22 protein-coding genes are annotated in these 26,134 nt (G+C 74.4%); 14 read left to right on the top strand and 8 right to left on the bottom strand.

Translation table 11 applies throughout. From position 1 onward, the window contains the following. Window positions 1-8 precede the first annotated feature (8 nt). From K304_RS0103225 to K304_RS0103210, 4 genes are all read left to right on the top strand, one after another. Entirely contained in the window at window positions 9-374 is a 366-nt protein-coding gene (locus tag K304_RS0103225; protein WP_027762564.1) for an Rv2175c family DNA-binding protein, read from the top strand. A 132-nt stretch (window positions 375-506) separates the two neighbouring features. Continuing rightward, complete coding sequence (thiE, locus tag K304_RS0103220) at window positions 507-1,193, top strand: thiamine phosphate synthase (RefSeq protein WP_027762563.1); 687 nt, start codon at window positions 507-509, stop codon at window positions 1,191-1,193. A gap of 63 nt (window positions 1,194-1,256) precedes the next feature. Continuing rightward, a complete protein-coding gene (metF, locus tag K304_RS0103215; protein ID WP_027762562.1) occupies window positions 1,257-2,165 on the top strand; it encodes a methylenetetrahydrofolate reductase [NAD(P)H] in 909 nt (302 codons plus the stop codon). Window positions 2,166-2,240: 75 nt separating this feature from the next. Beyond that, entirely contained in the window at window positions 2,241-3,311 is a 1,071-nt protein-coding gene (locus K304_RS0103210; protein WP_027762561.1) for a hypothetical protein, read from the top strand. A gap of 42 nt (window positions 3,312-3,353) precedes the next feature. Here K304_RS0103210 and K304_RS0103205 read toward each other — a convergent pair whose 3' ends face one another. The 4 genes from K304_RS0103205 to K304_RS27075 all read right to left on the bottom strand — a co-directional run bounded on the left by K304_RS0103205 (window position 3,354) and on the right by K304_RS27075 (window position 8,633). Beyond that, window positions 3,354-4,739, bottom strand: a complete 1,386-nt coding sequence (locus tag K304_RS0103205; RefSeq protein WP_027762560.1) for a phytoene desaturase family protein — start codon at window positions 4,737-4,739, stop codon at window positions 3,354-3,356. A 291-nt stretch (window positions 4,740-5,030) separates the two neighbouring features. Continuing rightward, complete coding sequence (locus K304_RS0103200; RefSeq protein ID WP_027762559.1) at window positions 5,031-5,645, bottom strand: TetR/AcrR family transcriptional regulator; 615 nt, start codon at window positions 5,643-5,645, stop codon at window positions 5,031-5,033. A 52-nt stretch (window positions 5,646-5,697) separates the two neighbouring features. After that, window positions 5,698-7,893, bottom strand: coding sequence for a YhgE/Pip domain-containing protein (locus tag K304_RS0103195; RefSeq protein WP_027762558.1), 2,196 nt, complete (start codon window positions 7,891-7,893; stop codon window positions 5,698-5,700). Next, on the bottom strand, window positions 7,893-8,633 hold the full coding sequence (locus tag K304_RS27075; RefSeq protein ID WP_078528388.1) for an ATP-binding cassette domain-containing protein: 741 nt from the start codon (window positions 8,631-8,633) through the stop codon (window positions 7,893-7,895). The genes K304_RS0103195 and K304_RS27075 overlap by 1 nt, the downstream gene beginning before the upstream one ends. A gap of 185 nt (window positions 8,634-8,818) precedes the next feature. Between K304_RS27075 and K304_RS27070 the strand changes: the two genes are divergently transcribed. The 3 genes from K304_RS27070 to K304_RS0103175 all read left to right on the top strand — a co-directional run bounded on the left by K304_RS27070 (window position 8,819) and on the right by K304_RS0103175 (window position 10,903). Next, window positions 8,819-9,295 carry an SAV_6107 family HEPN domain-containing protein gene (locus K304_RS27070; protein ID WP_051307787.1) on the top strand — a complete coding sequence of 159 codons (477 nt, stop codon included), beginning with the start codon at window positions 8,819-8,821 and terminating at the stop codon, window positions 9,293-9,295. A gap of 187 nt (window positions 9,296-9,482) precedes the next feature. Then, window positions 9,483-10,244, top strand: coding sequence for a methyltransferase (locus K304_RS0103180; RefSeq protein ID WP_027762557.1), 762 nt, complete (start codon window positions 9,483-9,485; stop codon window positions 10,242-10,244). A gap of 245 nt (window positions 10,245-10,489) precedes the next feature. After that, window positions 10,490-10,903, top strand: coding sequence for a DUF3040 domain-containing protein (locus K304_RS0103175; protein ID WP_027762556.1), 414 nt, complete (start codon window positions 10,490-10,492; stop codon window positions 10,901-10,903). Window positions 10,904-11,156: 253 nt separating this feature from the next. Here K304_RS0103175 and K304_RS0103170 read toward each other — a convergent pair whose 3' ends face one another. From K304_RS0103170 to K304_RS0103155, 4 genes are all read right to left on the bottom strand, one after another. Then, complete coding sequence (locus K304_RS0103170) at window positions 11,157-13,532, bottom strand: transglutaminase TgpA family protein (RefSeq protein ID WP_027762555.1); 2,376 nt, start codon at window positions 13,530-13,532, stop codon at window positions 11,157-11,159. Further along, complete coding sequence (locus K304_RS0103165; RefSeq protein ID WP_027762554.1) at window positions 13,529-14,857, bottom strand: DUF58 domain-containing protein; 1,329 nt, start codon at window positions 14,855-14,857, stop codon at window positions 13,529-13,531. The genes K304_RS0103170 and K304_RS0103165 overlap by 4 nt, the downstream gene beginning before the upstream one ends. Then, entirely contained in the window at window positions 14,857-15,876 is a 1,020-nt protein-coding gene (locus tag K304_RS0103160) for an AAA family ATPase (protein WP_027762553.1), read from the bottom strand. The genes K304_RS0103165 and K304_RS0103160 overlap by 1 nt, the downstream gene beginning before the upstream one ends. Before the next feature lie 99 nt (window positions 15,877-15,975). Then, the gene (locus tag K304_RS0103155) at window positions 15,976-16,485 is read right to left on the bottom strand and encodes a beta-class carbonic anhydrase (RefSeq protein WP_027762552.1); all 510 of its coding nucleotides are present in this window, start codon (window positions 16,483-16,485) and stop codon (window positions 15,976-15,978) included. Between the two features lie 241 nt (window positions 16,486-16,726). Here K304_RS0103155 and rsmH point away from each other — a divergent pair, with 241 nt between their 5' ends. The 7 genes from rsmH (at window position 16,727) to murD (ending at window position 26,089) form a co-directional block, all read left to right on the top strand. Further along, window positions 16,727-17,686, top strand: a complete 960-nt coding sequence (rsmH, locus tag K304_RS0103150; protein ID WP_027762551.1) for a 16S rRNA (cytosine(1402)-N(4))-methyltransferase RsmH — start codon at window positions 16,727-16,729, stop codon at window positions 17,684-17,686. Continuing rightward, on the top strand, window positions 17,683-18,210 hold the full coding sequence (ftsL, locus tag K304_RS27065; RefSeq protein WP_051307785.1) for a cell division protein FtsL: 528 nt from the start codon (window positions 17,683-17,685) through the stop codon (window positions 18,208-18,210). Before rsmH ends, ftsL begins: the two co-directional genes overlap by 4 nt. Before the next feature lie 194 nt (window positions 18,211-18,404). Next, window positions 18,405-20,426, top strand: a complete 2,022-nt coding sequence (locus tag K304_RS27060) for a peptidoglycan D,D-transpeptidase FtsI family protein (protein ID WP_486591561.1) — start codon at window positions 18,405-18,407, stop codon at window positions 20,424-20,426. 68 nt (window positions 20,427-20,494) lie between these two features. Further along, the gene (locus K304_RS27055) at window positions 20,495-22,183 is read left to right on the top strand and encodes a UDP-N-acetylmuramoyl-L-alanyl-D-glutamate--2,6-diaminopimelate ligase (RefSeq protein WP_051307781.1); all 1,689 of its coding nucleotides are present in this window, start codon (window positions 20,495-20,497) and stop codon (window positions 22,181-22,183) included. After that, complete coding sequence (locus K304_RS0103130) at window positions 22,180-23,583, top strand: UDP-N-acetylmuramoyl-tripeptide--D-alanyl-D-alanine ligase (RefSeq protein ID WP_027762550.1); 1,404 nt, start codon at window positions 22,180-22,182, stop codon at window positions 23,581-23,583. The genes K304_RS27055 and K304_RS0103130 overlap by 4 nt, the downstream gene beginning before the upstream one ends. Next, window positions 23,580-24,644 carry a phospho-N-acetylmuramoyl-pentapeptide-transferase gene (gene mraY / locus K304_RS0103125; protein ID WP_027762549.1) on the top strand — a complete coding sequence of 355 codons (1,065 nt, stop codon included), beginning with the start codon at window positions 23,580-23,582 and terminating at the stop codon, window positions 24,642-24,644. Before K304_RS0103130 ends, mraY begins: the two co-directional genes overlap by 4 nt. After that, on the top strand, window positions 24,641-26,089 hold the full coding sequence (gene murD / locus K304_RS0103120; protein WP_027762548.1) for a UDP-N-acetylmuramoyl-L-alanine--D-glutamate ligase: 1,449 nt from the start codon (window positions 24,641-24,643) through the stop codon (window positions 26,087-26,089). The genes mraY and murD overlap by 4 nt, the downstream gene beginning before the upstream one ends. The last annotated feature ends 45 nt before the right edge of the window (window positions 26,090-26,134 follow it).

The raw sequence follows: 26,134 nt of genomic DNA, 5'->3' as shown, positions 1-26,134 counted from the left end.
TGGTGTCCGTGACCGAGATTGACGCGAAGACCGATGCTCTCGTCCCCGCCTGGCTCACGCTGCCCGACATCGCCGAGCAGTTCGGCGTCGAGGTGACCCGGGTACGGCAGATGGTCAAGGAGGGCCAGCTGATCGCCGTGCGCCGCGGCGAGAACCGCGCGCTGCACGTCCCCGCCGACTTCGTCGCGGGGGACCGGATCGTGAAGGGCCTGGTCGGCACGCTGACGCTGCTCAAGGACGACGGGTTCACCGACGAGGAGATGCTGGAGTGGCTGTTCACCCCGGACGACAGCCTGCCGGGCACGCCCGCGCAGGCGCTGCGGGAGAACCGCGGCACCGAGGTCAAGCGCCGCGCCCAGGCACTCGCCGTCTGACCACCCGGACCGCCCGGACCGGGAGACGCGCCGCCTGACGGCGCGTCCGGCCGTCACCACCGCACACATCAGCTCGACGGTGCGCGGGTCGCCCCGGCGCGGCCCGCGCACCCCCGACCCCGGGACTCGCCCATGCCACCCACCGCCACCGCCCGGCTCGCCGACGCCCGGCTCTACCTCTGCACCGACGCCCGCAGGGAGCAGGGCGACCTGCCGGAGTTCCTGGACGCCGTGCTCGGTGCGGGCGTGGACATCGTCCAGCTCCGGGACAAGGGCATGGAGGCCGGCGAGGAGCTGGAGCACCTGGAGGTGTTCGCCGACGCGTGCCGCCGCCACGGCAGGCTGATGGCGGTCAACGACCGGGCCGACGTGGCGCACGCGGCGGGCTCGGACGTGCTGCACCTGGGCCAGGGCGACCTGCCGGTGCCCGCGGCCCGCGCCATCCTCGGCGGCCGGTCCGACGACGTGCTGGTGGGCCGCTCCACGCACGCCGAGCAGGAGGTCGACGCGGCGGCGGCCGAGCCGGGGGTCGACTACTTCTGCACCGGCCCCTGCTGGCCCACCCCGACCAAGCCGGGCCGGCACGCGCCCGGTCTGCCGCTGGTGCGCTACGCGGCGTCGCTCGCGCCCGTCCGCCCCTGGTTCGCCATCGGCGGCATCGATGCCGCGAACCTCGACGAGGTGCTGGACGCCGGTGCGGCGCGGGTCGTCGTCGTACGGGCGATCACCGCCGCCGACGACCCGGGTGCCGCGGCCGCCGACCTCGCCCGCCGGCTGCGCGAGCGTCCACTTGCCGGACACGAGTTGTCCGCCATGTGAGCTGTGCGGGCCTCTTGGCGCTGTTCCGGCCGGATGCCCTCTACCGGCGGTTAACCTGCACACATGGCCCTTGGTACCGCTTCCGTCAGGACTGACCGCGCGCCCACGATCCGTGACCTGCTCGCCTCCGGCCGGCGCTCGTACTCGTTCGAGTTCTTCGCGCCGAAGACGGCGAAGGGCGAGCGGACCCTGTGGGACGCGCTCCGCCGGATCGAGGCGGTCTCCCCGACGTTCGTGTCGGTGACCTACGGCGCGGGCGGCAGCTCCCGGGAGGGGACCGTCCGGTCCACCGAGCGCATCGCCAACGAGACGACCCTGACCCCGGTGGCGCACCTGACCGCGGTGAACCACTCGCGGGCCGAGCTGCGCCACGTCATGGGCTGCTACGCCGACGCGGGCATCCGCAACGTCCTGGCGCTGCGCGGCGACCCGCCGGGCGACCCGATGGGGGAGTGGGTCCGGCACCCCGAGGGCGTCAGCTACGCCGCCGAGCTGGTGGAGCTGATCAAGGAAGCCGGCGACTTCTGCGTGGGCGTGGCCGCGTTCCCCGAGATGCACCCGCGGTCCACGGACTGGGACACCGACGTGCGGCACTTCGTCAACAAGTGCCGGGCGGGCGCCGACTACGCCATCACGCAGATGTTCTTCCGCGCCGAGGACTACCTCCGGCTCCGCGACAGCGTGACCGCGGCCGGCTGCGAGACCCCGATCATCCCGGAGATCATGCCGGTCACCAACGTGCGGCAGATAGAGCGCTTCGCCCAGTTGAGCAACGCCACGTTCCCGCCGGAACTCGCGGACCGCATCCTGGCGGTACAGGACGACCCGGCGGCGGTACGCTCGGTCGGAATCGAGTACGCCACGGAGTTGTGCGCGCGCCTGCAGGCCGAGGACGTTCCCGGACTGCACTTCATCACGCTCAACCACTCCACGGCCACGCTCGAGATCCACCAGAATCTGGGACTGCACTAGGGTCTGACCGGACCGGGTCCGGCCGGGGCCGCGGTTCCACGAGCTGCGCCGAGGGCAGCGGGAAGAGGGGCGGACATGGGCTGGACGGTCCTCTACATAGCGTTCGGAGCCGTCGCGGTCTGGCTCCTGGCGGAAGTGCTGCTCCAGTACAAGGCGCGACTGCGCTGGAGGCTGCTCGCCTTCGCCGGCTTCGCCACCGTCGTGCTCGGAGTGGTCGCCCTCTCCTCGGTCGTCGTCATCACGCTGGGCGCGATGGCGTTCGCCGTAGGCCAGACCTTCGTCACCCTCTCCTACCGCCGCGGCTTCTCCACCGGCTGGGCGCTCGGCGGCATGCCCGGCTCCAGCCGCAGGCGCCGCGAGGGCAACGACGTCCCCCCGGTCGAGGACGCCGACCCGGTGCTCGAGGTGTCCGGCGTCGAGGAGGACCGGCCCGGCGGCGGCCACGTCGACGCGGAGTACGCCGGGGACCCGTACGACACCTCGGCCTACGACCCGCCCCCCTACCACCCGCAGCCGATGCCCGACGACACCGGCGAGTACGGCATCTACGGCCGCGACGACGACCGGTCGGTGTTCGCGCCCGCCGCCTCCCACGGCGCGGCGGGAGGTGACGCGCCGTACGGCTACGGCTACGGCGGCGAGGACCCGCAGCAGCACCCGTACGCCGCCTACTCCGACCCGTACATCGGCTACGACTCGGGTCCGTACGGCGGCGGCTACGACAACCCGGCCGGCGGCTACGGCATGCAGCAGGGCTACGGCACGCCGGACTACGGCATGCAGCAGGGGTACGGCGGCCCGGGCGACGGCTACGGCGATGCCGGCTACGGCGCCGGCGGCTACGACGCCGACGCATACGGCGCCGACGCATACGGCGGCGCATGGGTGCCGCAGCAGCGCGAGTCGGACCAGCAGCCCGTGCCGGAGCAGTCCTACCCGTACCAGGACCCGTACGGCGGCGGCTACGGCGGCGGCTACGGGGATGACGGGCCGGGAACCGGCTACGGGTACGGCTACTCCTACGGCGAGGCGGGATACCCCGCCGAGGGCGGCTACGGACAGGGCCACGACGCGGGACAGGGCTACGACGCCCCCGCGGCCGGAGGCCAGGGCGGCTACCACTACGACGAGCAGCGGGGCTACTGACCGCTACGGCGTCACGTCCGTGGGGTCACCGCCCCGGTCCGGTCACCGCGAGCCGTGCCAGTCGTCGCCCTCCAGCAGCAGCCCGGCCGCCAGCGCGCCGGACATCCCGGCGTGCGCCGTCCCGCCGCCGGGGTGCGCCCAGCCCCCCGCGCGGTACACCCCGCGCGGTGAGCCGAGGTTGGCTTCCCGCCGCCAGGCCCCGCCTCCGCCTGCGAGCACCGGCGGGGGCACCGCGCCTCCCGGCGCGTGCGTCGCGGCCGCGTGGTCGAGCGGCGTCCGCACCTCCCGCCACCGCACACGGCACCCGAGGTTCAGCCCCGCCGCGTCGGCCGCGGCGACCAACGTGTCGGCCAGCCGCTCCGGTTCGGCCACCGGGCCGGCGGGCACCACCGCAGTCAGCACCACCGCCTCGTGCCCGGCGTCCGGCACCAGCGCCGGGTCGTCCGGCCGCAGGACGGTCACCAGCCGGTCCGGGCCGTGCAGCAGCGTGCGGTGCGGCTCACCCGCGGGGCGGGGGCCGTCCAGCGCGAGCAGCACGGTGAAGCGGGCCCGCGCCCCGGGCGCGTGCGCGTCCGCCCGTCCGGGGGCGACGACGGCGTCCGCGTCCAGCACCTCGCCGTCGGCCAGTTCGGCGCCGGTCGCCCGGCCGTCTGCCTCCCGCACCCGCGCCACTTCGGCGCCGAACCGGAACTCCACCCCGCGCGCGACGCACCGGTCGTGCAGCGCGCGCGCCAACTCCCGCATGCCGCCGCCGACGTACCAGGTGCCGAAGGTCTGCTCCAGGTACGCCAGCACCGCCGCGCTCGCCGGCGCTTCGGCCGGGTCCAGGCCGTAGGACCGGGCGAACCCGCCCAGCAGCGCGGCCAGTCGCGGGTCGCGCAGCTCGTCCTCGGCCACCTCGGCGAGTGTGGGCGGGCGCCGCCGCAGCAGTCCGCGGCGCCGCGACGCCGGGTACGGGTCGGGCGCCGGACCGCCGTCTCCCGGGCGTGACGGCTCCTCCAGCAGCGGACGCCGGGTGGCGTCCCAGGCCGTACGCGCCCGCCCCAGCAGGTCGCTCCAGCGTTGCCCGGCACCCGCGCCCAGCGCCTCGTCGAGCGCGGCACGCACGCCGCCGTGCGAGAAGCCCGGCAGCGTGACGGCGGTGCCGTCGGCGAAGACGTGCCGTGCGTCCGGATCGACACGGCGCAGCTCGACGCACTCCTCCAGCGGCTCCCGGCCGGTCTTGACGAACAGGTCCCGGTAGACGGCCGGCAGGTGCAGCAGCCCCGGCCCGGTGTCGAAGGCGAACCCGTCGCGCGCGTAGCGCCGCACAGCCCCGCCGTAGGTGTCTCCGCGCTCCAGCACCGTGACCCGTCTCCCGGCCACGGCCAGCCGCGCGGCGGCCGCCATGGCGCCCATGCCCGCGCCGATCACCGCGATTCCCGCCATGACCGGCGACTCTATCCAGCGGCGCACCGACCGCCGGGCACCGGCCCGGTCCACGGTGAGCGCGGGCACCCACGGGCTGAGTACGGATACCCAGACGCCGGTTTGAGTACCCGAGCGGATGGGCGCCGACCTGAGCGGACGGCAGAGTACAGGGCGTGGAGGGACGCGGCGCCGGACCGCCGGCACGGGGCGGCGGAACGGCGCGGCACCCGCCACACGGGGGAGAAGGGGGAGACCGTACGGGGGAGGTACGGGGGGAGACGGGGGAGGGGGAGCGCAGGCGGGTGCGGTCTACGGGCCGCACCCGCCGACGCGTCCCTGCACCAGCAGCGACAGCGCGCCGTGCACCTCGTCCAGGGACCGTTCCGGCTGGAACGCCTGCCAGTCCAGTGCGGCCACCAGCACCATGCCCACCAGCGCGGCGGCCGTCAGCGGCACGTCGACGTCCCCGCTCAGCTCGCCGTCCGCGACGCCGTCCCGCAGCACCTGCTCCACCACCTCGACGACCTCCCGCCGCACCACGGTGAGGGTGTCCCGCCAGGCGCGGTTGGTGCGCCACAGCTCGGCGACGTAGAGCTGGGTGAAGGCCGGGTAGCGGTCGATGAAGACGAGCCCGGCCCGGATCATCGCGTCCAGGGCGTCCACCCGGCCGCCGCCGGCGGCCGTCGCCTCGTCCGCCGCGCGGCGCAGGTCGTCCCGCAGCAGCTCGACGCCGTGCCGCATCAGCCCTTCGAACAGCTCGGTCTTGCTGGCGAAGTTGTAGTAGACGGTGCCCTTCGCGACGCCCGCGCGTTCGGCGATCTCGTCCACCGTCGTGGCGGAGAAGCCCTGTTCGGCGATGAGCGTGACGGCCGCCTCGTAGAGCTTCTGACGGGTCGCGCTCCGGCGCGTGCTGCCGCGTGCCATGCCGGAGATTGTCACAGACCTCCGCCCCCGGGCCGCTCCCGCCCCGCGGCGCTCACAGCGTGAGCTCCGGATGGAGCCGCTTCATCGTCCACATCTGGCCGCGCCGGGCCGTCCAGGCGGTGAGCGCCAGCGCGGCGACCGTGAAGGCGACGAGCACCGCGCACGCCCGCCACACCGGCTCCAGACCGCCGCCGGTGATCAGGTGGCGCAGGCCCTCCACCACGTAACTCATCGGCAGCAGCGGGTGCAGCACGTTGAAGAAGTCCGGGCTGGTCTGCACGGGGTAGGTGCCGCCGGCCGAGGTCAGCTGGAGCATCAGCAACGCCAGCACCAGGATGCGCCCGGCGGGCCCGAAGCGTGCGCCCAGGAACTGCACGATCGCCGTGAAGCACAGCGTCACCAGCACCAGGAATCCCGCGGTACCGGCCCCGCGTGCCATCTGCAGACCGAGCCCCCAGTGCAGGACGGCCAGCAGCGCGGCGGCCTGCACGGTGCCGATCGCGGCCACCGGCAGCCAGCCGGCCAGTGCGATCCGCCGCCCCGGTGCTCCGGCCGCCAGCGCCCGCCGGTTGAGCGGCTGGAGCAGCATGTACGCCACCATCGCGCCCACCCAGAGGGAGAGCGGGATGAAGTACGGCGCGAAGCCGGTGCCGTAGTCGGGGGCGCCGTGCAGCCGGGACGAGGCCAGCCGGACCGGGTCGGCCATCACCTCGCTGCGGTCCGCGCGTTCCTCGTCGTCGTAGTCCGGGATGCGGGCGGCGCCCTTGTGGAGCCCGGCGGCGAGCCGCTCGGAGCCGTCCGCCAGCCGGAACAGCCCGCCGTCCAGCGCGTCCGCGCCGTCGCCCAGCCGTTCCAGGCCGCCGTCGAGCCGCTCGGCGCCGTCCTCGGCGCCGCCGAGGCCGGTGTGCAGCCGGGCCGCGCCGTCGGCGACCTTCCGCGCACCCGAGTTCAGCCTGTCGACCTTGCGCACCGCGCGATCCAGGTCCTCGTCCAGGCCGGGGGCCTCGCGGGCGAGCTTTCCGGCCGCGCGCTCCAGGTCCTCCAGATGGTCGCCGAGTTCGTCGAGGTTCTCGTGGTCCTGCACGAGATCGTGGGTGTCCGCGGCGACGTCGGCGGCGCGTTCGGCGGCGGCCACCGCCTTCTTCAGCTGCGGGCAGCCGCCCGCAGCCGCGTCCGGGGCGGGGGGACCGGACCGCCCCCCGGCGCCCGGGACTTCGGCAGGCGCGGAGCCGTGCGCCGTCGGTCCGGGGAGGGGCCCGTCCGGAGGGCCGCTCCCCTCGGAGGCGGCCGTCCCGCCGCAGAGGGCGGTGTGCGCACGGGCCAGCGCGTCGGCCGCCCTGCGGGAGTCCGTCTCGGCGCGCCGCGCGGCTCCGGGCAGGTCGTCGAGGTTCTTCCGCAGGGTCCCGGCCGCGCGTGACACCTTGCGGGCGGCCTTCGCGATGTCGTCGCCGTGACGGTCGAGCAGCGGCCCGGCCGTGTCGGAGAGGCGGTGCACCTTCGCGGCGAGCTTCCCGGTGCCGTCGGCGACCTTCGCGGCGCCGGACTTGAGCTTCCCCGAGCCGGTGTGCAGCCGCCTGGTTCCGTCCTTCAGGCGCCCGCTGCCGCGCTCCGCCTCGTCCAGGCCGTCGGAGAGTTCCCCGGCGCCCTTGCCGGCCCGGCCGATGCCGCCGTCCAGGTCGGAGGCGCCGTCCGCGGCCTTCTGCGTGCGGTCGTGCAGAGTGGAGAACGACACGAAGATGCGGTCGTAGAAGCGGCGGGAGGCCTTGCTCGACGCGGCGGCCCGCACCTCGGAGAACACCGTGCGGGCGATCTGGCCGACGAGGTAGTTGTTGCTGTCGTCGGTGCGCACCCGCAACGCGCCGGTCGCGGGGCGGTCCCCGGCGCCGGAGGCGAGCCGTTCGCTGAAGTCCTCGGGCACGGTGAGGGACAGGAAGTAGCGTCCCTCCGCGACTCCTTCGCGCGCGTCGGCCGCGTCGGTCTCCCGCCAGTCGAAGGTGTCGCTCTCGTGCAGGTTCTCCACGAGGGACGCGCCCGCCTCGATGCGTTCCCCTCCGGCCTCCGCGCCCCGGTCCTCGTCGACCAGCGCCACGGGTATCCGGTCCAGGCGTGCGTACGGGTCCCAGAACGACCACAGGTACAGCGCGCCGTACAGCAGCGGAAGCAGCATCATCGCGGCCATGGCGGCGCGGGGGAGACGGCCCCGGCCGAAACGGCGCAGCTCCAGGGCGGCCAGCCGCGGTGCACGCATCACACGGCCTCCCGGGCACGGTCCGCGGTGCGGACGACGACCAGCGGGACCTCCCCGGTGACGGCGGGCGCCGGGGGCTCGCCGACGGCCAGCACCGTGGTGCCGGCCGCGGCGACGGAGGCGAGCAGTTCCCACACGGCGGTCTTTTCGGCGTCGGTGAGCTTCAGGCCGACGTCGTCCACGGCCAGCAGCCGGGGGTGGCCCAGCAGGGCCAGGGCGACACCCAGCCGGAAGGTCTCGGTACGGGAGAGGTCGCGCCCGCGTGTGCGCACCCCGCGAGGCAGCGCGTCGGGGTCCAGGCCGGCGGCGGTGAGCGCCGCCTCCGCGCGCTCCCGGGCGGCCGTCGCGCGGCGGCGGGGCGAGGCGAGCAGGCCCCGCAGCGGCCCGTCGAACCGGCTGAGCAGCAGGGCGCGTTCGCGCAGCTGCTCGCCGACGGAGTGCGCGGGGTCCGGGTCGGTGATGCCGGGCACCGGGCCGAGCGCGCTCATCCGGCGCACGGCCGCCGCGCCGCGGGGCAGCCGTCGGCCGGCCACCTCGGCCGTGCCGGCGTCCGGCCGCATCCGGCCGGTGAGGGTGAGCAGCAGCGCGGTCCGGCCGGAGCCGGAGGGGCCGTCCACCACGATCAGCGCCCCCTCCGGGGCGCGCAGCTCCACGTCCGCGAAGACGGGGCCGCGCGGTCCGCGCAGTCCCAGTCCTCCGGCGGCCACCGCCGCACCCTCCGTCTGCCGGGGCCTCTGCACGGGCGCACCCCCTATTTTGAACTGACTGGTCAGTGCAAAAACTACGCCAACGGTGCCGGGGGCCCGTCGCCACCCCGCCCACCCGCGGCGTTTGTGCAGGTCGGCACGGATTGTCAGTGCCGTGGTCTTTCCTGGACACACAGGAGCGGTCTCACCGGCCGCCGTCCGACGAATGGAGGTTCGCCATGCACGGGCCCCCGAACGACGTCCATCCCGTACTGCGCCGCGCTTCGGCGCCGCCCGCGGCGCTGGACCTGCTCGCCCAGGCGCAGCACGGCCTGGACGAGGCGGCCGAGATGCCGACCGCCAACGAGCGGTTCGCCACGGCTCACCTCGCCGCGCTGCGTACGGCCGCGGCGGTGCTGGCGGTGCGCGGACGCCCCGAGCCCGCCCCCCGCCGCCGCACCCGGATACGCAGCGCCTGGGAGGTGCTCCCCGAGGCCGCACCGGAACTGACCGAGTGGAGCGCCCTGTTCGCCGCCGGCGCGCAGCGCCGTGCCCGCGCGGAGGCCGGCATCCAGGGCGCCGCGAGCTGGCGGGACGCGGACGACCTGGTGCGCGAGGCCGGGGTGTTCCTGCGGCTCGTCGAACGGATGCTGGTCTCCCAGCCGGCGCTGCCCCAGCCGCGGGTCCCCCCGGCCGACGAACCCCGCGCGAGCTGAAGAGCGAGTGCGAGCTGCGGTCCTCCGCCTGGCGATGCGTCCCCTCGGTCCTGGCGGAGCTGGGGAGACCCCGTGCATCCGACGCCGCGGGCCGACCCTCAAAGATCCGCCGGACAGGACCTAAGCTGGTCCCCCGCCGACCCAGCACCGCAGCCGCCCCAGCAGCACAGCCGCCGAGGAGCACCGCATGTCCCGCCCCAGCGCTTCCCTTCGTAACGCCGTGGTCTGGGAGGTGCTGCGCGGTGGGCTCGACGAACGGGTGAAGTCCACCGGCCGGGACAGCCTCGACGTTCTGGACACCGGCGGCGGCACCGGCAACTTCGCCGTGCCCGTGGCCCGGCTCGGCCACCGGGTCACCGTGGTCGACCCGAGCCCCAACGCGCTGTTCGCGCTGGAGCGCCGCGCCGCGGAGGCCGGCGTCGCCGACCGCGTACGGGGCGTGCAGGGAGACGCCCACGGGCTGTTCGACGTCGCCGAGCGCGGCGCCTCGGACGTGGTGCTCTTCCACGGCGTCCTGGAGTACGTCGACGACCCCGCCGACGCGCTCCGCAACGCCGTGGCCGCGCTGCGGCCCGAAGGCGGGGTGCTCAGCCTGCTCGCCGCCGGCCTCGGCGGCGCGGTGCTCGCCCGCGCCCTGGCCGGCCACTTCACCGAGGCCCGGCAGGCGCTCGCCGCTCCCGACGGCCGCTGGGGCGAAGGCGACCCGATGCCCCGGCGCTTCACCGCGGAGCAGCTCACCGGCCTGGTCGCCGACACCGGGCTCCGGATCGCGGCGATTCACGGGGTTCGGGTCTTCGCGGACCTGGTACCCGGAGCGCTGGTGGACACCGAGCCGGACGCCCTGGAGGCGCTGGCCCGACTGGAGGCGGCCGCGTCCGGGCTGCCGGCGTTCCAGTCGGTGGCCACACAGCTCCACGTGCTGGCGGAGGTGCCCGCCGCGGACGGGTGAGGCGTGCGGCTGCGCACAGCCCGTCCGCAACGGCCCGGGGCGCCGTATGATCGAGGCACACCGTCCGGCATGACGGAAAGGCGGTGAGGGAATGCACGGAATACACCGTCCACCACACCGGCCCGGCATCCCGGAAACGGTGGGAGGAATCAGCGTAGAGGGCGGGTTTCACGGGGGCGATTCCCTGCCTATCCTTGAAGGGCCGCATCCGGTCGCCCCCCGCGACCGACGAGTAGGAGGACTCCGTGCCGCTCTCTGAGCACGAGCAGCGCATGCTCGAGCAGATGGAGCGAGCGCTGTACGCCGAAGATCCCAAGTTCGCGACAGCGCTCGAGGGAAGCGAGCTGCGCTCGTACACCCGCAAGCGGGTCTACCAGGCGGTCGCAGGATTTCTGGTGGGCATCGCGCTCCTCATGGCGGGCATGGTCGCGCAGCAGATCTGGGTGAGCGTCGTCGGTTTCCTCGTGATGCTCGGCTGCGCCGTGCTGGCCGTGACCAGCTGGCGCAAGACCCCCAAGCCCGGTGAGGAGCAGTCCGCCACCGAGCAGGCCGCTCCGGCCGGTGGCGGCCGGCAGACCCGCCGCGCGTCCCGGCCCCGCCGTTCGATGATGAACCGCATCGAGGAACGCTGGCAGCGCCGCCGCGACGAGCGGGGCTGACCGACCGGCCCGGCACGAGCCGCCGCAGGACAGGCGGCAGCCCGTGAGGGGTGGGGGATCACCTCCCCCGGCGCTCCCGCACAGACGGCGTACACGCGCGAGCGCATCCCGCCACCCGTCCGTCACGCTGAGCCTCACCCGACTCCGTCCGAGGGGGCCGCCACCCGCAGGTGGCGCCCCCTCGGACCGTCGTCCGGGGCCCGTCGTCCTCCGGCCACCCGTGTCCGGGCCCGGCGCCCGCGCCGTCCCCGGTTCACCGACCCGCGGTACCGGGCCGCAGCATGCCCCGCCACCGACGGTTCCACTCCGTCCCTCGGTCGGCGGCCGCCCAGATCACCCGAATGGCGGAACGCGGCCACAGCAGGGCCCGTGCCCGCCGCCCCCGCGGGGCGCGCTGCGCCAACTCCGCACGCACCCGCCGGACGTCCCCCGCCAGGCCGTCGGCCTCCGGCTCCACCGGGGCGTACAGCAGGCGTTCGACGGCGTGCGCGACCCGCTCGGCACCGGCGGCCGCCTCCGTGCCCAGCGCGCCGCGTTCCACCAGCCGTTCCGCGGCGCGGCGCGGCGTCGCCGCCTCGTCGGGCTCGATGCCCAGGTCCCAGCCGGAGTCCAGCATCTCCCGCCAGGCGGCGAGCACGCCTCCGCCGGCCAGCCGCCGGCGCCGGGCCCGCAGCCGCCACAGCATCGGCAGCATCGGCAGCAGCAGGAGGGCCACCACCGCGCCGGACACCGGCACCACGGTCCCCCACGGGACGCCGCCGTCGCCTCCGCCCCCTGCGCCCCCGGCAGCCTCGGGCCCGCCGCAGGTCGGGTCGAGACGCTTCTCGGCGGCCGTGCACTCCGCCGACTCGGACGGGGCGGGCGCCGGTTCCGCCGTGTCGTCCGGCCGTTCCGGCACAAGGCTGTCCCGGTCGCCGCCGCTCCCGTCGATCTCCGGAAGGGAGTAGGCGGGAGAACTGCCGCGGGTCGGCGTCGGTTCGAAGCGGACCCATCCCACGCCGTCGAAGTACAGCTCCGGCCAGGCGTGCGCGTCCTGGAGCCCGACCGCCATCCGGCCGTCGTCCAGCTCCTCCCCGGGCGTGAAACCGACCGCGACGCGGGCCGGGATGCCCAGCGTCCGGGACATCGCCGCCATCGAGAAGGCGAAGTGGACGCAGAAGCCCTCGCGCTGCTTGAGGAAACGGGCGATGGCCGCGGTGCCGCTTCCGGCCCGCACCTCCGTGTCGTAGGTGAAGTCGCCGTCCAGGGTGAACCACTCCTGCAACTGGACCGCGCGGTCGTAGTCGGTGTCGGCGTTCCGGGTGACCTGCCGCGCGGTCCTCTCCACGACGTCCGGCAGCGAGTTCGGCACCTCGGTGTAGGTGGCCGGGAGCGGCTCGGACGGTTCGCCCGCCTGCGCGAGCTGTTGCGTGGTGGGCTCCACCAGCAGGCTCTCCACCCGGTACCGGGCGCCGCGGGTCGTCTGCCCGTCCTCGCCGACCAGGGCCAGGCTCCGCGGCTCGAACCGCCAGCCCCCCTCCACGTCCACACCGGTCGCCGGGTACGGCATCGGCAGCCAGGACTGGGCGTACCAGTCGGCGGCCGACACGGTCGTGGTCACGCGGCGGGTCTTCACCTCCTCCGACAGCCCCGGCGGGGAGGGGAACGACTCGGGAACCCGGGTGATCTGCCGCTCCGAGGCCTCCCACGCCGCGCCGTCGAACCGGTCGAGGGACACGATCCGCAGGTACATGTCGCCCGGATCGGGGTTGTCGGTGCGGTACGTCAGCACCGTGCGGTTCTCCGGCTGGTTCAGGCTGTCCTGCAGCGCCACCAGCGGATCCACGGCGGTCACCGTGCCGTTCCCCGGCCCGAGCCCGGAGCCGGGGCCGCCGAGCGAGTCCAGCAGGCCGCTGTCCAGCGACGGCAGCGCCGCCGGCACGGCCAGCGCGATGCCCAGAGTCAGCGCACCGATGCGCCGGCCCGTGCGGACCGTCGCCACCGGGGAGCCGCCCACGCTGCCCGGTTCGTACGGCCGTCCGGACGGGCCGGGGTGCCGGCCGAAGACCCGCCCCCACTGGGACAGCCGTTCGCGCCCCTCGGCGAGCAGCAGGAGCAGGAACCCCGCCGCGGCGACCAGGAACCACAGCCAGTTCGCCCCGCCGTCGTACAGCCCCGCGGCCACCGAGTACAGCGCGAGCAGCGGTAGCCCGGCAGGGGCGGCACTGCGGTAGGTCACCGCGAACGCGTCCACCAGCAGGCCGATCCCGGCCACGCCGGCCAGCAGCATCATCCGGATGCCGTCGCTGACGGGCGCCGGGATCGAGTAGCGCCGCACGTCCTGGGCGCCCTCCGCGAAGAGCCCGCCGAACTGCGCGAACGCGTCCGGCCCGGGCAGCACCCAGCCCACCGCCTGGTCGTGGGCGAAGATCAGCGTGAGCAGCATCAGCGTGAGCGCGAGCTGCACCAGCACCGTCAGCGGGCGGGCGAGTGGCACGCGCCGGGCGACGACGCCGGTCACCGTCTGGAGGCCGAGCAGCACGCACGCCTGGAGCAGCCAGGTCGCCTCCGCGGTGAGCGGCAGCATCGCGCACGCCGAGGTCAGTGTCGCGACCCCGGCGCACACCGCCAGCCGGGCACGTCCGGTCATCGTTTCAGTCCTTCCCCGGTCGCCTCGTGCGCCTTCTGCCACAGCCCGGGCAGCGTCGTGCCCGGGCCGCCGGCCGTCACCGTCCACCCGGCCTCCCGCAGGACCGGAGCCGTGTCCTCGCCGTCCGGCCCCGGCTGCGCGGCGAACGCCAGAGCCCGGCGGGTGCGTTGCCGCATCCGGGCCACCAGCGCGGCCTGCTCCCCGTCCAGCGCGCCGAGGAACGCGATGAGCAGGCCCTCGCGGGTGCCCGGCACGTCGCCGCCGCCGCGCAGCACGTCCCACGCCCGGGACAGACCCGGCTCCGGCGACTGCTCCAGCACGGCGAGGCCGTCCAGCAGCAGCGCCGCCACCTCCGCCGAGTCGCCGTCGAAGCCGGAGCCGTCCGTGCCCGTCGCCGGCAGACCCGTGTCGGTCAGCAGGCGCACCGCGAATCCCCTCTCCAGCAGGTGCAGGCAGACCGACGCGGCGCCGGACACCGCCCACTCGAACGGCGAGTCCGGCCCGGAGCCGCCGTACGCCGAGCGCCGGGTGTCCAGCAGGACCGTGCAGCGCACCTTCTGGGGCTGCTCCTCGCGCCGGACCATCAGCTCGCCGTGCCGCGCCGTGCTGCGCCAGTGGATACGCCGCAGGTCGTCGCCGTGCCGGTAGCCGCGGGGGATCACGTCGTCGTCGCCGGCCAGCGCCAGCGACCGCTGCCGGCGGTCGCCGTAGCCGCCGGCCGCCCCGGACAGCCGTACCGGCGGCAGCGCCTCCACCCGCGGCACCACGGTGAGCGTGTCGTAGGCGCTGAACGACCGGGTCAGCTCGCACATCCCGAACGGGTCCGTCAGCCTCAGCTGCAACGGACCCAGCGGGTAGCGGCCGCGCAGGTCCGAACGCACCCGGTAGGACACCTCCCGCCGGCCCTGCGGCTCGACCCGGTCCAGCACGAACCGCGGCCGCGGGCCCAGCACGTACGGCACCCGGTCCTGCAGCATCAGCAGGCCGGAGGGGATGCGGGAGACGTTGTCGAGGCGCAGGTGCACGCGCGCCTCCTCGCGGGCGGGCACCTGCGCGGGGCTCAGCCGGCGGGCGGCGGAGACCCGGTAGCGGGTGCGGTGCAGCACGAGCACGCACACCAGCGGCAGCATCGCGAGCAGCAGACCCACCCGCAGCAGGTCGGACTGGCCCAGTACGTACGCGCAGACGGCGGCGGCGAGCCCCGCAGCGAGGAACGAACGGCCCCGCGTGGTCAGCCCGCCGAGCGAGGCCCGCAGCGAGCCGGCGTTCTCGTCCTGAGGGTTCGGCCGGTGCGGCCGGGCGCCGACGACCGGGCCGGTGGACATCAGAAGCCCCGCGGGCGCCCGTAGCCCTGCGGGCCGGGCGGCACCGAGCCGGGGACGGCGGTCGGCACCGGGGTCTGCTGCACGATCTCGGTGACCACCTGCGCCGCGGTCCGTCGGCCCAGCTGGGCCTGCGCGGTGGGCAGCAGCCGGTGCGCGAGGACCGGCACGGCCAGCTCCTGCACGTCGTCCGGCAGCACGTAGTCCCGCCCGCTGAGTGCGGCCGACGCCTTCGACGCCCGCAGCAGCTGGAGTGTGGCCCGCGGCGAGGCGCCGAGCCGCAGCTCCGGGTGCGAGCGGGTGGCGGAGACCAGCTCCACCGCGTAGCGGCGGACCGGGTCCGCCACGTGGACGCCGCGGACCGCCTCGGTCAGCTTCACGATGTCGTGCAGGTGCGCGACGGGCTGGAGGTCGTCGAGCGGCGAGGCGGCGCCGTGCACGTCGAGCATCTCCAGCTCCGCCTCCGGGCTGGGGTAGCCGATGGACACCCGCGCCATGAAGCGGTCCCGCTGCGCCTCCGGCAGCGGGTAGGTGCCCTCCATCTCGACCGGGTTCTGGGTGGCGATCACCATGAACGGTTCGGGCAGCGGGTACGTCTGCCCGTCGATGGTGACCTGCCGCTCCTCCATCGACTCCAGCAGTGCCGACTGGGTCTTGGGCGAGGCGCGGTTGATCTCGTCGCCGATCACGATCTGCGAGAAGATCGCCCCCGGCTTGAACTCGAAGTCGCGTCGCTGCTGGTCGTAGACGCTGACGCCCGTGATGTCCGAGGGCAGCAGGTCGGGGGTGAACTGGATCCGCCGCACCGAACAGTCGATCGACCGGGCCAGAGCTTTGGCGAGCATGGTCTTGCCCACGCCCGGCACGTCCTCGATCAGCAGATGGCCCTCGGCGAGGAGCACCGTCAGGGACAGCCGCACCACCTCGGGCTTCCCCTCGATCACGCTCTCCACCGAACGGCGCACGCCGTCCGCGGTGGTGGTCAGATCGCTGAGGCTCACGTGTTCGTCATACGTCGTCACCCGGCCCATTCTTCATGGGTCGGCCGATTCCGTCACCGTGCGGGATCGATCAACCGTCCGGGAGCCGCCGTCCCGGGCACGGACGGCGGCCCGTCCGAGTCAGGCCGCGACCTCCCGCAGCCGCCCGGTGGCCACGTCGAAGACGAAGCCGCGGATGTCGTCGGTGTACGGCAGGAAGGGCGACCTGCGCAGCCGGTTGATCGACTGGAGCACCTCGTCGTCGAGGTCCTTGAACGCCTCCACGGACCAGGAAGGACGCTGCCCGGACTCGGCCTGGAGCTCGTGCCGGAAGTCCTCGGTGATCGTCAGCATGCCGCAGCCGGTGTGGTGCACCACCACCACCGAACGGGTGCCGAGCGCCCGCTGGCTGATGGCCAGGGAACGGATCACGTCGTCGGTGATCACGCCGCCGGCGTTCCGCATGGTGTGGTGGTCGCCGAGTGCGAGACCGAGCGCAGCCGGCACGTCGATACGGGCGTCCATGCAGGTGACGACCGCGACCTTGCGCGCGGGGCGGGCCTCGAGGCCGGGGTCGGTGAACGCGGCCGCGTAACGGGCGTTGGCCTCGACGATGGCGTCGGTGACCCGGCCCTCCGGGGAAGCAGACATGGCGACGAGATTAGTCGCACGCCCCGCGGCGGCGCGCCGCGACCCCGTCTCCGGAACCCACTCCGGTCCCGCGGGAGACGCGCCTGACCAGTTCGTTGACCGGGAGATGCGGTGGACTAGAGTGACGCGCAGCGGGAGGCGCGACACTCCCCGCATCCCGAATTCCCCCGCGTGCGCGGCGCGTACGTGCTCCCGGGAGCATGTGCGGCCGGCTGCGGAGACCGCCGGCCGGAGAGTGCACATGAACACGAACGAGCGTCATGTCCCGGTCATGCTGCGCCGTTGCCTGGACCTGCTCGCCCCCGCACTCGCCGAACCCGGCGCCGTCGTGGTCGACTGCACGCTCGGCATGGGCGGGCACAGCGAGGCCCTGCTGGAGACCTTCCCCGCCGCACGCCTGATCGGCCTGGACCGCGACCCGCAGGCCCTGGAACTCGCCGCGGAACGGCTCGCCCCCCACGGGGACCGGGCCACCCTGGTGCACGCCGTCTACGACGAACTGCCCGACGTCCTCGCCCGGCTCGGCACCCCCCGCGTGCAGGGCGTGCTCTTCGACCTCGGCGTGTCGTCCCTGCAGCTGGACGAGGCCGAGCGTGGCTTCGCCTACGCCCAGGACGCCCCGCTGGACATGCGCATGGACCAGACCCGCGGCATCAGCGCGGCCGAGGTCCTCAACACCTACCCGCCCGGCGACCTGGTGCGCATCCTCCGCACCTACGGCGAGGAGAAGCAGGCCAGGCGCATCGTCGAAGCGGTCGTACGCGAACGCGGCGCACACCCGTTCGACCGCAGTGCCCGGCTGGTCGAGCTCATCCGCGACGCGCTGCCGCAGGCGGCCAAGCGCACCGGCGGCAACCCCGCGAAGCGAACCTTCCAGGCCCTGCGGATCGAGGTCAACGGCGAGCTGTCGGTGCTGGAACGCGCCGTCCCCGCGGCCGTCGACACGCTCGCCGTCGGCGGCCGGATCGGCGTGCTGTCCTACCACTCGCTGGAGGACCGCCTGGTCAAGAAGGTGCTGGCGGCGGGAGCGACCAGCACCGCGCCCCCCGGCCTGCCGGTGGTCCCCGAGCGGTACCAGCCCCGGCTGAAGCTCCTCACCCGCGGCGCCGAACTGCCCGCCGACGAGGAGATCGCCGCGAACCGCCGCGCCGCCCCCGCCCGGCTGCGCGGCGCCGAGCGCATCCGGGAGGTCCAGGAGTGAACGCCCAGCAGCGCCTCGCCCGCCTCACCCGGTCGGTCGGCGCCGGGCGCACGTCCACCGCCGCGCGCACGCCGTTCGTCCTGCTCGTCGTGGTGCTGCTCGGTTCGGGCCTGCTCGCCCTGCTGCTGCTGAACGCGTCCCTGAACAAGGGGTCCTTCCAGGTCACCCGGCTGGAGCAGCGGACCACTGAGCTGGAGGAGGAGGAGCAGGCGCTGGAGCAGGAGGTGGCGTCCTACTCCGACCCCGCCGGCCTGCGTGAACGTGCCCGCGAACTGGGGATGGTCCCCGGTGGCCCGCCCGCCTTCCTCGAACCGGACGGCACGGTCCGCGGCTCCCCGGAGCCCGCGACCGCACCGCCCGCGCCCCCGCCCGGGGAAGCCCCGGAGGAGGAGGCGCCGGGACCACCCGCCGAGGCGGGGCCGTCCCCGGAGCCGGGAGCGTCCGGCGGGCCGCAGGAGCCCCAGCCGCGGGTGCAGTCCGAGGGGTCCGCGGGGGCCGCGCAGCAGCCCGTCCAGCCCGAGTAGTCGGAACAGGAGAACCGGTGAGCGAACGCAACGGGCCACCGCGCCGCGTGCCCCGTCCCGGCACCGGCCGCACCCCGGGCCCGCGCGGGGGTCGCCCTCGCAAGGAGGCCCCGCGCGCCGGGGAACCCCGGAAGCCCACCCCCCGGAAGGACGCCCCGCGGAAGGACGCCCCGCGCAAGGAGGCGCGCAAGGAGGTGCCCCGCAAGGGCGCCGGGCCGTCCCGGGCGGACGCCGCGCGCAGGAAGACCGGACGCGCCCCCACCGCCCCGGCGGCCCGCGGCGCCCGCCGCACTCCCGGCGGGGCGCCCCCCTCCCGCTCACGCCCTGCCGGCGCCGCGAGCCGCCCGGGCGGCGCACCGCTGCGCCTCGCCCGCCCCCAGCCCCGGCTCCGGCTGATCGGCGTCGCCGTCACCCTGGTGCTGCTGGTGTTCGCCGGCCGGCTGCTCCAGGTGCAGGCGGTCGACGCCGGTACGTTCGCCGAAGCCGCCGCGACCCACCGCTACGTCACCGTCTCGCTGGCCGCCGAACGCGGCACCATGACCGACCGCGACGGGGTGCCGCTGGCCACCACCGTCGACGCGTACGACATCACCGCCGACCCGCTGCTTTTCACCGAGGAGCACACGGACGTCGGCGACGCCCCCGCGCGGGCCGCCGAGCTCCTCGCCCCCATCCTCGACGAGCCCGAGGCCGAACTGGCCCGCAAGCTCTCCCGCGACGACACCCGCTACGTGCGGCTCGCCCGCCAGCGCACCCCGCAGGACTGGCGGCAGATCAAGGACCTCAAGAGCGCGCTGGCCGGCAAGGCGGCCGAGGGCGACGGCCCCAACGTGCTCGCCGGCGTCTTCTCCGACGCGCACGCCAAACGGGTCTATCCCGGCGACGAACTCGCCGCCGGCGTGCTGGGCTTCGTCAACGCCGCCGGCGAGGGCTCCGGGGGCCTGGAGGCCAAGCTGGAGAAGAAGCTGTCCGGCCGGGACGGCCAGATCACCTACGCCCAGTCCGGCGGCCGCCGGATCCCCACCGCCGACGCCGAGGAGAAGCCCGCCGTCCCGGGCTCCGACGTCGAACTGACCCTGGACCGCGACATCCAGTGGGCCGCCCAGCGCGCCATCGGCGAGCAGGTGGAGAAGTCGCAGGCCGACGGCGGCTACGTGGTCGTGCAGGACGTGCGCAGCGGCGAGATCCTCGCCATGGCCGGCGCCCCCACCTTCGACCCCAACGACATCGCCCGCGCCGACAGCTCCACCCTCGGCAACGGCGCGCTCCAGGACGCCTACGAGCCCGGTTCGACGCTGAAGGCCGTCTCGATGGCCGCCGTGCTGGACAAGGGCGTCGCGACCCCGCGCACCCACGTGACCGTGCCCAACCGGCTGCCGCGCGCCGACCGCGCCTTCGCCGACGACATCGACCACCCCACCTGGTACCTCACCCTCAACGGGGCGCTCGCCAAGTCGAGCAACATCGGCACCATCCTGGCCACGGAGCAGCTCGCCGACTCCCGGTCGGAGACCAACGAGATCATGCACTCCTACCTGCGGAAGTTCGGTCTCGGGCAGAAGACCGGCCTCGACTTCCCCGGCGAGACGCCCGGTCTGCTCGCCGCCCCAGGCGACTGGTCGGCGTCCCAGCAGTACACGATCGCCTTCGGCCAGGGCGTGTCCCTCAACGCCGTCCAGGCCGCGTCGGTGTACTCGACCATCGCGAACGGCGGCGTGCGCACCGAGCCGACCCTGATCCGCGGCACCACCGGTCCGGACGGCGGCTTCAGGGCGGCGGCCGAGCCCGACGCGCGCCGGGTGATCAAGGAGGAGACGGCGCGCACCCTGTCGAGGATGCTGGAGTCCGTCGTCTCCAGCGACGAGGGCACCGGCACCACCGCCCGCATCCCCGGATACCTCGTCGCCGGCAAGACCGGTACGTCCAACCGGGTGGATCCGCAGACCGGCCGCTACAACGGCTACACCTCGTCCTTCGCGGGTTTCGCGCCTGCGGACGCGCCCCGCGTCACCGTCTACTGCGCGGTGCAGAACCCGCGCAAGGGAAGCTATTTCGGCAGCGAGGTGTGCGGGCCCGTCTTCAAGGACGTCATGTCCTTCTCGCTCAAGTCGCTGGGAGTACCGCCGAGCGGCGAGAAGCCCGCCGGCCTGCCCGTGTTCTTCGACCCGGAGCGCGAGAAGGACGACACTGGCCGGAAGGAGGGCGAGCAGGAGTAGCACCATCCGGGGGGATCGGCCCAGGGGCCGCCGCGACGGCCCAGCGAACGGAAGACCGGAGCTGTTACGTGGACACGATCACCGACGGCACGGGACGCCGCCCCGCACGGCGCCCGGCAAACCCCTCGCTTCGCGGCGACGACCGCTCGCCGGGTACGCTCACCGCCGTGCCACAAGCTGATCAGATCTCCTCCGCACCGCCTCGTCCGGCCCAGCTGAGCCCCGTACCGCTGAGCGAACTGGCCCGGCAGCTGGGTGTCGACGCGCCCGCCTCCGAAGCCGCGGCGACCGGTATCACCCACGACTCGCGCGCCGTGCTCCCCGGCGACGTCTACGCCGCGCTCTCCGGGGCCCGCTTCCACGGCGCCGACTTCGCCACCCAGGCGGCCAGCCTCGGCGCCGTCGCGGTGCTCACCGACCCCTCGGGAACCGAGCGGGCCGCTGCCACCGGGCTGCCCGTGCTCACCGTGCCCGACCCGCGGGCCCGGATGGGCGCCCTGGCCGCCTCGATCTACGGCGACCCGGGCGACGGCCTGCTGCAGCTCGGCATCACCGGCACTTCCGGCAAGACCACCACCAGCTACCTGGTCGAAGGCGGACTGCGCCGGGCCGCGGAGAAGGACGGCGGCGTCACCGGACTGATCGGCACCGTCGAGTCCCGCATCGGCGACGAGCGCCTGAAGTCGGAGCGCACCACGCCGGAGGCCACCGATCTCCAGGCGCTCTTCGCGGTCATGCGCGAACGCGGCGTCACCTCGGTCGCGATGGAGGTCTCCTCGCACGCCCTGGTGCTGGGCCGGGTGGACGGCTGCGTCTTCGACATCGCCGTCTTCACCAACCTCAGCCCGGAGCACCTGGACTTCCACCCGGACATGGAGGACTACTTCCAGGCCAAGCGGCAGCTCTTCACCAAGGCCCGCTCCCGTGCCGGCGTGGTGAACCTCGACGACGAGTACGGCTTCCGGCTGATCACCGAGTCCGAGGTGCCCGTCACCACCTTCTCCGCCGAAGGCCACCCGGATGCCGACTGGCGCGCCGCCGACGTCGAGGTCGGTCCGCTCGGCTCCACCTTCACCGTGCACGGCCCGGACGGCCTCACCGTCCAGGCCGCCGCGCCGCTGCCCGGGCCGTTCAACGTCGCCAACGCGCTCGCCGCCATCGCCGCCCTCGTCGCCGCCGGCATCGACCCGCAGACGGCCGCCGACGGCGTCGCCGCGGTACCCGGCGTGCCCGGCCGCCTGGAGCGCGTCGACGCCGGCCAGGACTACCTCGCCGTCGTCGACTACGCCCACAAGCCGGATGCCGTGGAGTCGGTGCTCTACGCCATCCGCAAGGTCACCGACGGCCGGGTGCACGCCGTGCTCGGCTGCGGCGGCGACCGCGACCCGCACAAGCGCAACGCCATGGGCGCCGCGCTGGCCCGCCTGTGCGACACGGCCGTGCTGACCTCCGACAACCCGCGCACCGAGGACCCGCTCGCGATCCTCGCCACCATGCTCGCGGGGGCCGCCGAGGTGCCCGCGTACGAACGCGGGACCGTCCTGGTCGAGGAGGACCGGGCCGCCGCGATCGCCTCCGTCGTCGCCCACGCCCAGCCGGGGGACGCCGTCCTCGTGCTGGGCAAGGGCCACGAACTGGGCCAGGACATCGCCGGAGTGGTCCGCCCGTTCGACGACAAGCTGGTGCTGCGCGAGGCCATCGAGCGGACGCGCGCCGCCGGCGCCCCGACCTCCCGGACAGACGACCAGATTTCATGATCCCCCTCTCTCTCGCCGAGATCGCCGCTGTCGTCTCCGGGCAGCAGTGCGACATACCGGACCCCGACGTCCGTGTCACCGGTCCCGTGGTGAAGGACTCCCGCGAGGTCGAGGCCGGGGCGCTCTTCGTCGCCTTCCCCGGCGCCCGGGCGGACGGTCACGACTTCGCGGCCGGGGCCGTCGAGGCCGGCGCGGCCGCCGTGCTGGCCACCCGGCCGGTGGGCGTGCCCGCGATCGTCGTCGGCGACGTGACGGCCGCCCTCGGAGCGCTCGCCCGCCACCTCGTGCGGACCCTGGGCGCCGAGGTCGTCGCCCTCACCGGTTCCGCCGGGAAGACCGGCACCAAGGACCTCATCGCCCAGTTGCTGGAACGCCTCGCCCCGACGGTCTACCCCGCCGGGAACCTCAACAACGAGATCGGGCTGCCGCTGACCGCGCTGCGCGCCGACGAGCACACCCGGCACCTCGTGCTGGAGATGGGCGCCCGCGGCATCGGCCACATCCGCTACCTCGCCGGCCTCACCCCGCCGCGTATCGGTGTCGTCCTCAACGTCGGCACCGCGCACCTCGGCGAGTTCGGCGGCCGTGAGCAGATCGCGCAGGCCAAGGGGGAGCTGGTCGAGGCGCTGCCGCCGGCCGACGAGGGCGGCGTGGCCGTCCTCAACGCCGACGACCCGCTGGTCCGCGCGATGTCCGCACGCACCCGCGCCCGCGTGGTGCTGTTCGGCGAGGCGGGCGAAGCGGACGTACGCGCCGAGAACGTGCACCTCGACGACCGCGGGCGCCCCGCTTTCACGCTTCACACACCCACCGGGTGCAGCGACGTGACCCTCCGCCTGTACGGTGAGCACCACGTGTCGAACGCGCTTGCCGCGGCGGCCGTGGCCCATGAACTGGGCATGCCTGCTTCCGAGATCGCCGCGGCACTCGGCGCGGCGGGCACGCTCTCGCGCTGGCGGATGGAGGTCAGCGAGCGCGCCGACGGAGTCACGGTCGTCAACGACGCCTACAACGCCAGTCCCGACTCCATGCGGGCCGCGCTCCGCGCGCTCGCGGCGATGGGCCGGGGGCGGCGGACCTGGGCGGTTCTCGGCGAGATGGCCGAGCTCGGCGACCAGGCACTCGCCGAGCACGACGCGGTCGGACGGCTCGCCGTCCGGCTCAACGTCCACAAGCTCGTGGCGGTGGGCGGCCGGGAGGCCGCCTGGCTCGACATGGGCGCCAAGAACGAGGGTTCGTGGGGTGAGGAGTCGGTGCACGTATCCGACGCTCAGGCGGCGATCGAGCTGCTGGGTGAGGAACTGCGTCCGGGGGATGTGGTCCTGGTGAAGGCGTCCCGGTCGGTCGGTCTGGAGCGTGTGGCGCTCGGCCTGCTCGAGGGCGAGGTTCCTGCTCGATGAGGCAGATCCTCTTCTCCGGGGTCATCGGTCTGTTCCTGTCGCTCATCGGGACCCCGCTGCTGATCAAGCTGCTCGCGTCCCGCGGCTACGGCCAGTTCATCCGCGACGACGGGCCGCAGAACCACCACAGCAAGCGCGGCACCCCCACCATGGGCGGCATCGCGTTCATCCTGGCGACGCTCATCGCGTACGCGGTCACCAAGCTGGTGACGGGCAGTGAGCCCACCTTCTCCGGCGTGCTGGTGCTGTTCCTCTTCGCCGGCATGGGCCTCGTCGGGTTCCTCGACGACTACATCAAGATCGTCAAGCAGCGCAGTCTCGGTCTGCGGGCCAAGGCGAAGATGGCCGGACAGCTGATCGTCGGGATCGGCTTCGCGATCCTGGCGCTGAACTTCCCCGACGAGCGCGGCCTGAGCCCCGCTTCGACGAAGCTGTCCTTCACCCAGGACTTCGGCTGGTCGATCGGCCCGGTGCTGTTCGTGGTCTGGGCGCTGTTCATGATCCTGGCCATGTCCAACGGCGTGAACCTGACGGACGGTCTGGACGGCCTGGCCACCGGTGCGTCGGTGATGGTCTTCGGCGCCTACACCTTCATCGGCGTCTGGGAGTACCAGGAGTCCTGCGCCAACCCGGCCACCGCCGGCCCCGGCTGCTACGAGGTGCGCGACCCGCTCGACCTCGCCGTGGTCGCCGCCGCCCTGATGGGCGCCTGCTTCGGCTTCCTGTGGTGGAACACCTCGCCCGCGAAGATCTTCATGGGCGACACCGGCTCGCTCGCGCTGGGCGGTGCCCTGGCGGGCCTGGCCATCTGCTCCCGCACGGAACTGCTGCTCGCCGTCCTCGGCGGCCTGTTCGTCCTCATCACCATGTCCGTGGTGATCCAGGTCGGCTCGTTCCGTCTCACCGGCAAACGCGTCTTCAAGATGGCGCCGCTGCAACACCACTTCGAACTCAAGGGGTGGTCCGAAGTCCTTGTGGTGGTCCGCTTCTGGATCATCCAGGGCATGTGCGCGATCGTCGGCGTCGGCATCTTCTTCGCCGCCTGGGCGGCGGCGAAGTGACCGCCGCCCCGGGGCCGGAGGACTTCACCGGCCGGCGTGTCGTCGTGGCCGGGCTGGGCGTGAGCGGCGTCAGCGCCGCACGCGTCCTGGCCCGGCTCGGGGCTGGTGTCACCGTCGTCGACGGCGGTGACAGCGACGGGCACCGCGACCGTGCCGCCGCCCTCGGTGCGGACGGAGTCGCCGTCCGCCTCGGCGACGGCGCCACCCTCCCCGAGGGCACCGACCTGATCGTCACCTCGCCCGGGTGGAAGCCGGACAGTCCGCTGTTCGCCGCGGCCGCCGCGCACGACGTGCCGGTGTGGGGCGACGTCGAGCTGGCCTGGCGGCTGCGCGAGGGGCCCCGGCGCCACGCCGCGCCGTGGCTCGCCGTCACCGGCACCAACGGCAAGACGACCACGGTGCAGATGCTCGCCTCGATCCTGGAGGCCGCCGGGCTGCGCACCGCCGCAGTCGGCAACATCGGCACCCCCCTGCTGGACGTGGTGCTCTCCGAGGAGCACTACGACGTGCTCGCCGTCGAACTGTCCAGCTACCAGCTGCACTGGGCGCCCAGCGTCCGCGCGCACTCCGCCGCCGTCCTCAACCTCGCCCCGGACCACCTCGACTGGCACGGCTCCATGGCGGCCTACGCCGCGGACAAGGGCCGCATCTACGAGGGCAACCGCGTCGCCTGCGTCTACAACGCCGCCGACCCGGCCACCGAGGAACTCGTCCGCGAGGCCGACGTCGTCGAGGGCTGCCGTGCCATCGGCTTCACCCTCGGCGCCCCCCGGCCCTCGGAGTTCGGCGTGGTCGACGGCGTCCTCGTGGACCGCGCCTTCGTCCCGGACCGGCAGCGGAGCGCGCAGGAACTCGCCGGGGTCACCGACGTCACCCCGGCCGCCCCCCACAACATCGCCAACGCGCTCGCCGCCGCCGCGCTGGCCCGCGCGTACGGCGTCGAGCCCGCAGCCGTACGCGAGGGCCTGCGGACCTTCCGCCCCGACGCGCACCGCATCGAGCACGTCGCCGACGTCGGCGGCGTCGCCTACGTGGACGACTCCAAGGCCACCAACACCCACGCCGCCGAGGCATCCCTGGCCGCCTACGACTCCATCGTCTGGATCGCCGGCGGCCTCGCCAAGGGCGCCACCTTCGACGACCTCGTCGCCCGCGCGGTGAAGCGTCTGCGCGGGGCCGTGCTGATCGGCACCGACCGGACCCTGATCGCCGAAGCCCTCGCGCGACACGCCCCGGATGTCCCGGTCGTCGACCTCGAACGGACGGACACTGGTGCGATGGCGGCCGCCGTCCGCGAGGCCACCCGCCTCGCCGGACCCGGCGACACGGTGCTGATGGCCCCGGCCTGCGCCTCCATGGACATGTTCACCAACTACAACACGCGCGGTGAGGCCTTCGCCGAGGCCGTCCACGCACTGGGCTCCGGCCCGGCGGCCGGCGACTGAGCCGCAGCCTCCCCGGGGCCGAGGACCGGGTGGGACGAAGGGGAC

The sequence above is a fragment of the Streptomyces sp. CNS606 genome, from assembly GCF_000426325.1.
This window is presented reverse-complemented; position numbering and strand designations above follow the sequence as displayed.

What these genes read in the sequence shown, in the direction of transcription:
- thiE (WP_027762563.1), top strand. Translation starts at nt 507, where the DNA reads ATGCCACCCACCGCCACCGCCCGGCTCGCCGACGCCCGGCTCTACCTC.
- metF (WP_027762562.1), top strand. Translation starts at nt 1,257, where the DNA reads ATGGCCCTTGGTACCGCTTCCGTCAGGACTGACCGCGCGCCCACGATC.
- K304_RS0103210 (WP_027762561.1), top strand. Translation starts at nt 2,241, where the DNA reads ATGGGCTGGACGGTCCTCTACATAGCGTTCGGAGCCGTCGCGGTCTGG.
- K304_RS0103205 (WP_027762560.1), bottom strand. Translation starts at nt 4,739, where the DNA reads ATGGCGGGAATCGCGGTGATCGGCGCGGGCATGGGCGCCATGGCGGCC.
- K304_RS0103200 (WP_027762559.1), bottom strand. Translation starts at nt 5,645, where the DNA reads ATGGCACGCGGCAGCACGCGCCGGAGCGCGACCCGTCAGAAGCTCTAC.
- K304_RS0103195 (WP_027762558.1), bottom strand. Translation starts at nt 7,893, where the DNA reads ATGCGTGCACCGCGGCTGGCCGCCCTGGAGCTGCGCCGTTTCGGCCGG.
- K304_RS27070 (WP_051307787.1), top strand. Translation starts at nt 8,819, where the DNA reads ATGCACGGGCCCCCGAACGACGTCCATCCCGTACTGCGCCGCGCTTCG.
- K304_RS0103180 (WP_027762557.1), top strand. Translation starts at nt 9,483, where the DNA reads ATGTCCCGCCCCAGCGCTTCCCTTCGTAACGCCGTGGTCTGGGAGGTG.
- K304_RS0103170 (WP_027762555.1), bottom strand. Translation starts at nt 13,532, where the DNA reads ATGACCGGACGTGCCCGGCTGGCGGTGTGCGCCGGGGTCGCGACACTG.
- K304_RS0103165 (WP_027762554.1), bottom strand. Translation starts at nt 14,857, where the DNA reads ATGTCCACCGGCCCGGTCGTCGGCGCCCGGCCGCACCGGCCGAACCCT.
- K304_RS0103155 (WP_027762552.1), bottom strand. Translation starts at nt 16,485, where the DNA reads ATGTCTGCTTCCCCGGAGGGCCGGGTCACCGACGCCATCGTCGAGGCC.
- rsmH (WP_027762551.1), top strand. Translation starts at nt 16,727, where the DNA reads ATGAACACGAACGAGCGTCATGTCCCGGTCATGCTGCGCCGTTGCCTG.
- K304_RS0103130 (WP_027762550.1), top strand. Translation starts at nt 22,180, where the DNA reads ATGATCCCCCTCTCTCTCGCCGAGATCGCCGCTGTCGTCTCCGGGCAG.
- mraY (WP_027762549.1), top strand. Translation starts at nt 23,580, where the DNA reads ATGAGGCAGATCCTCTTCTCCGGGGTCATCGGTCTGTTCCTGTCGCTC.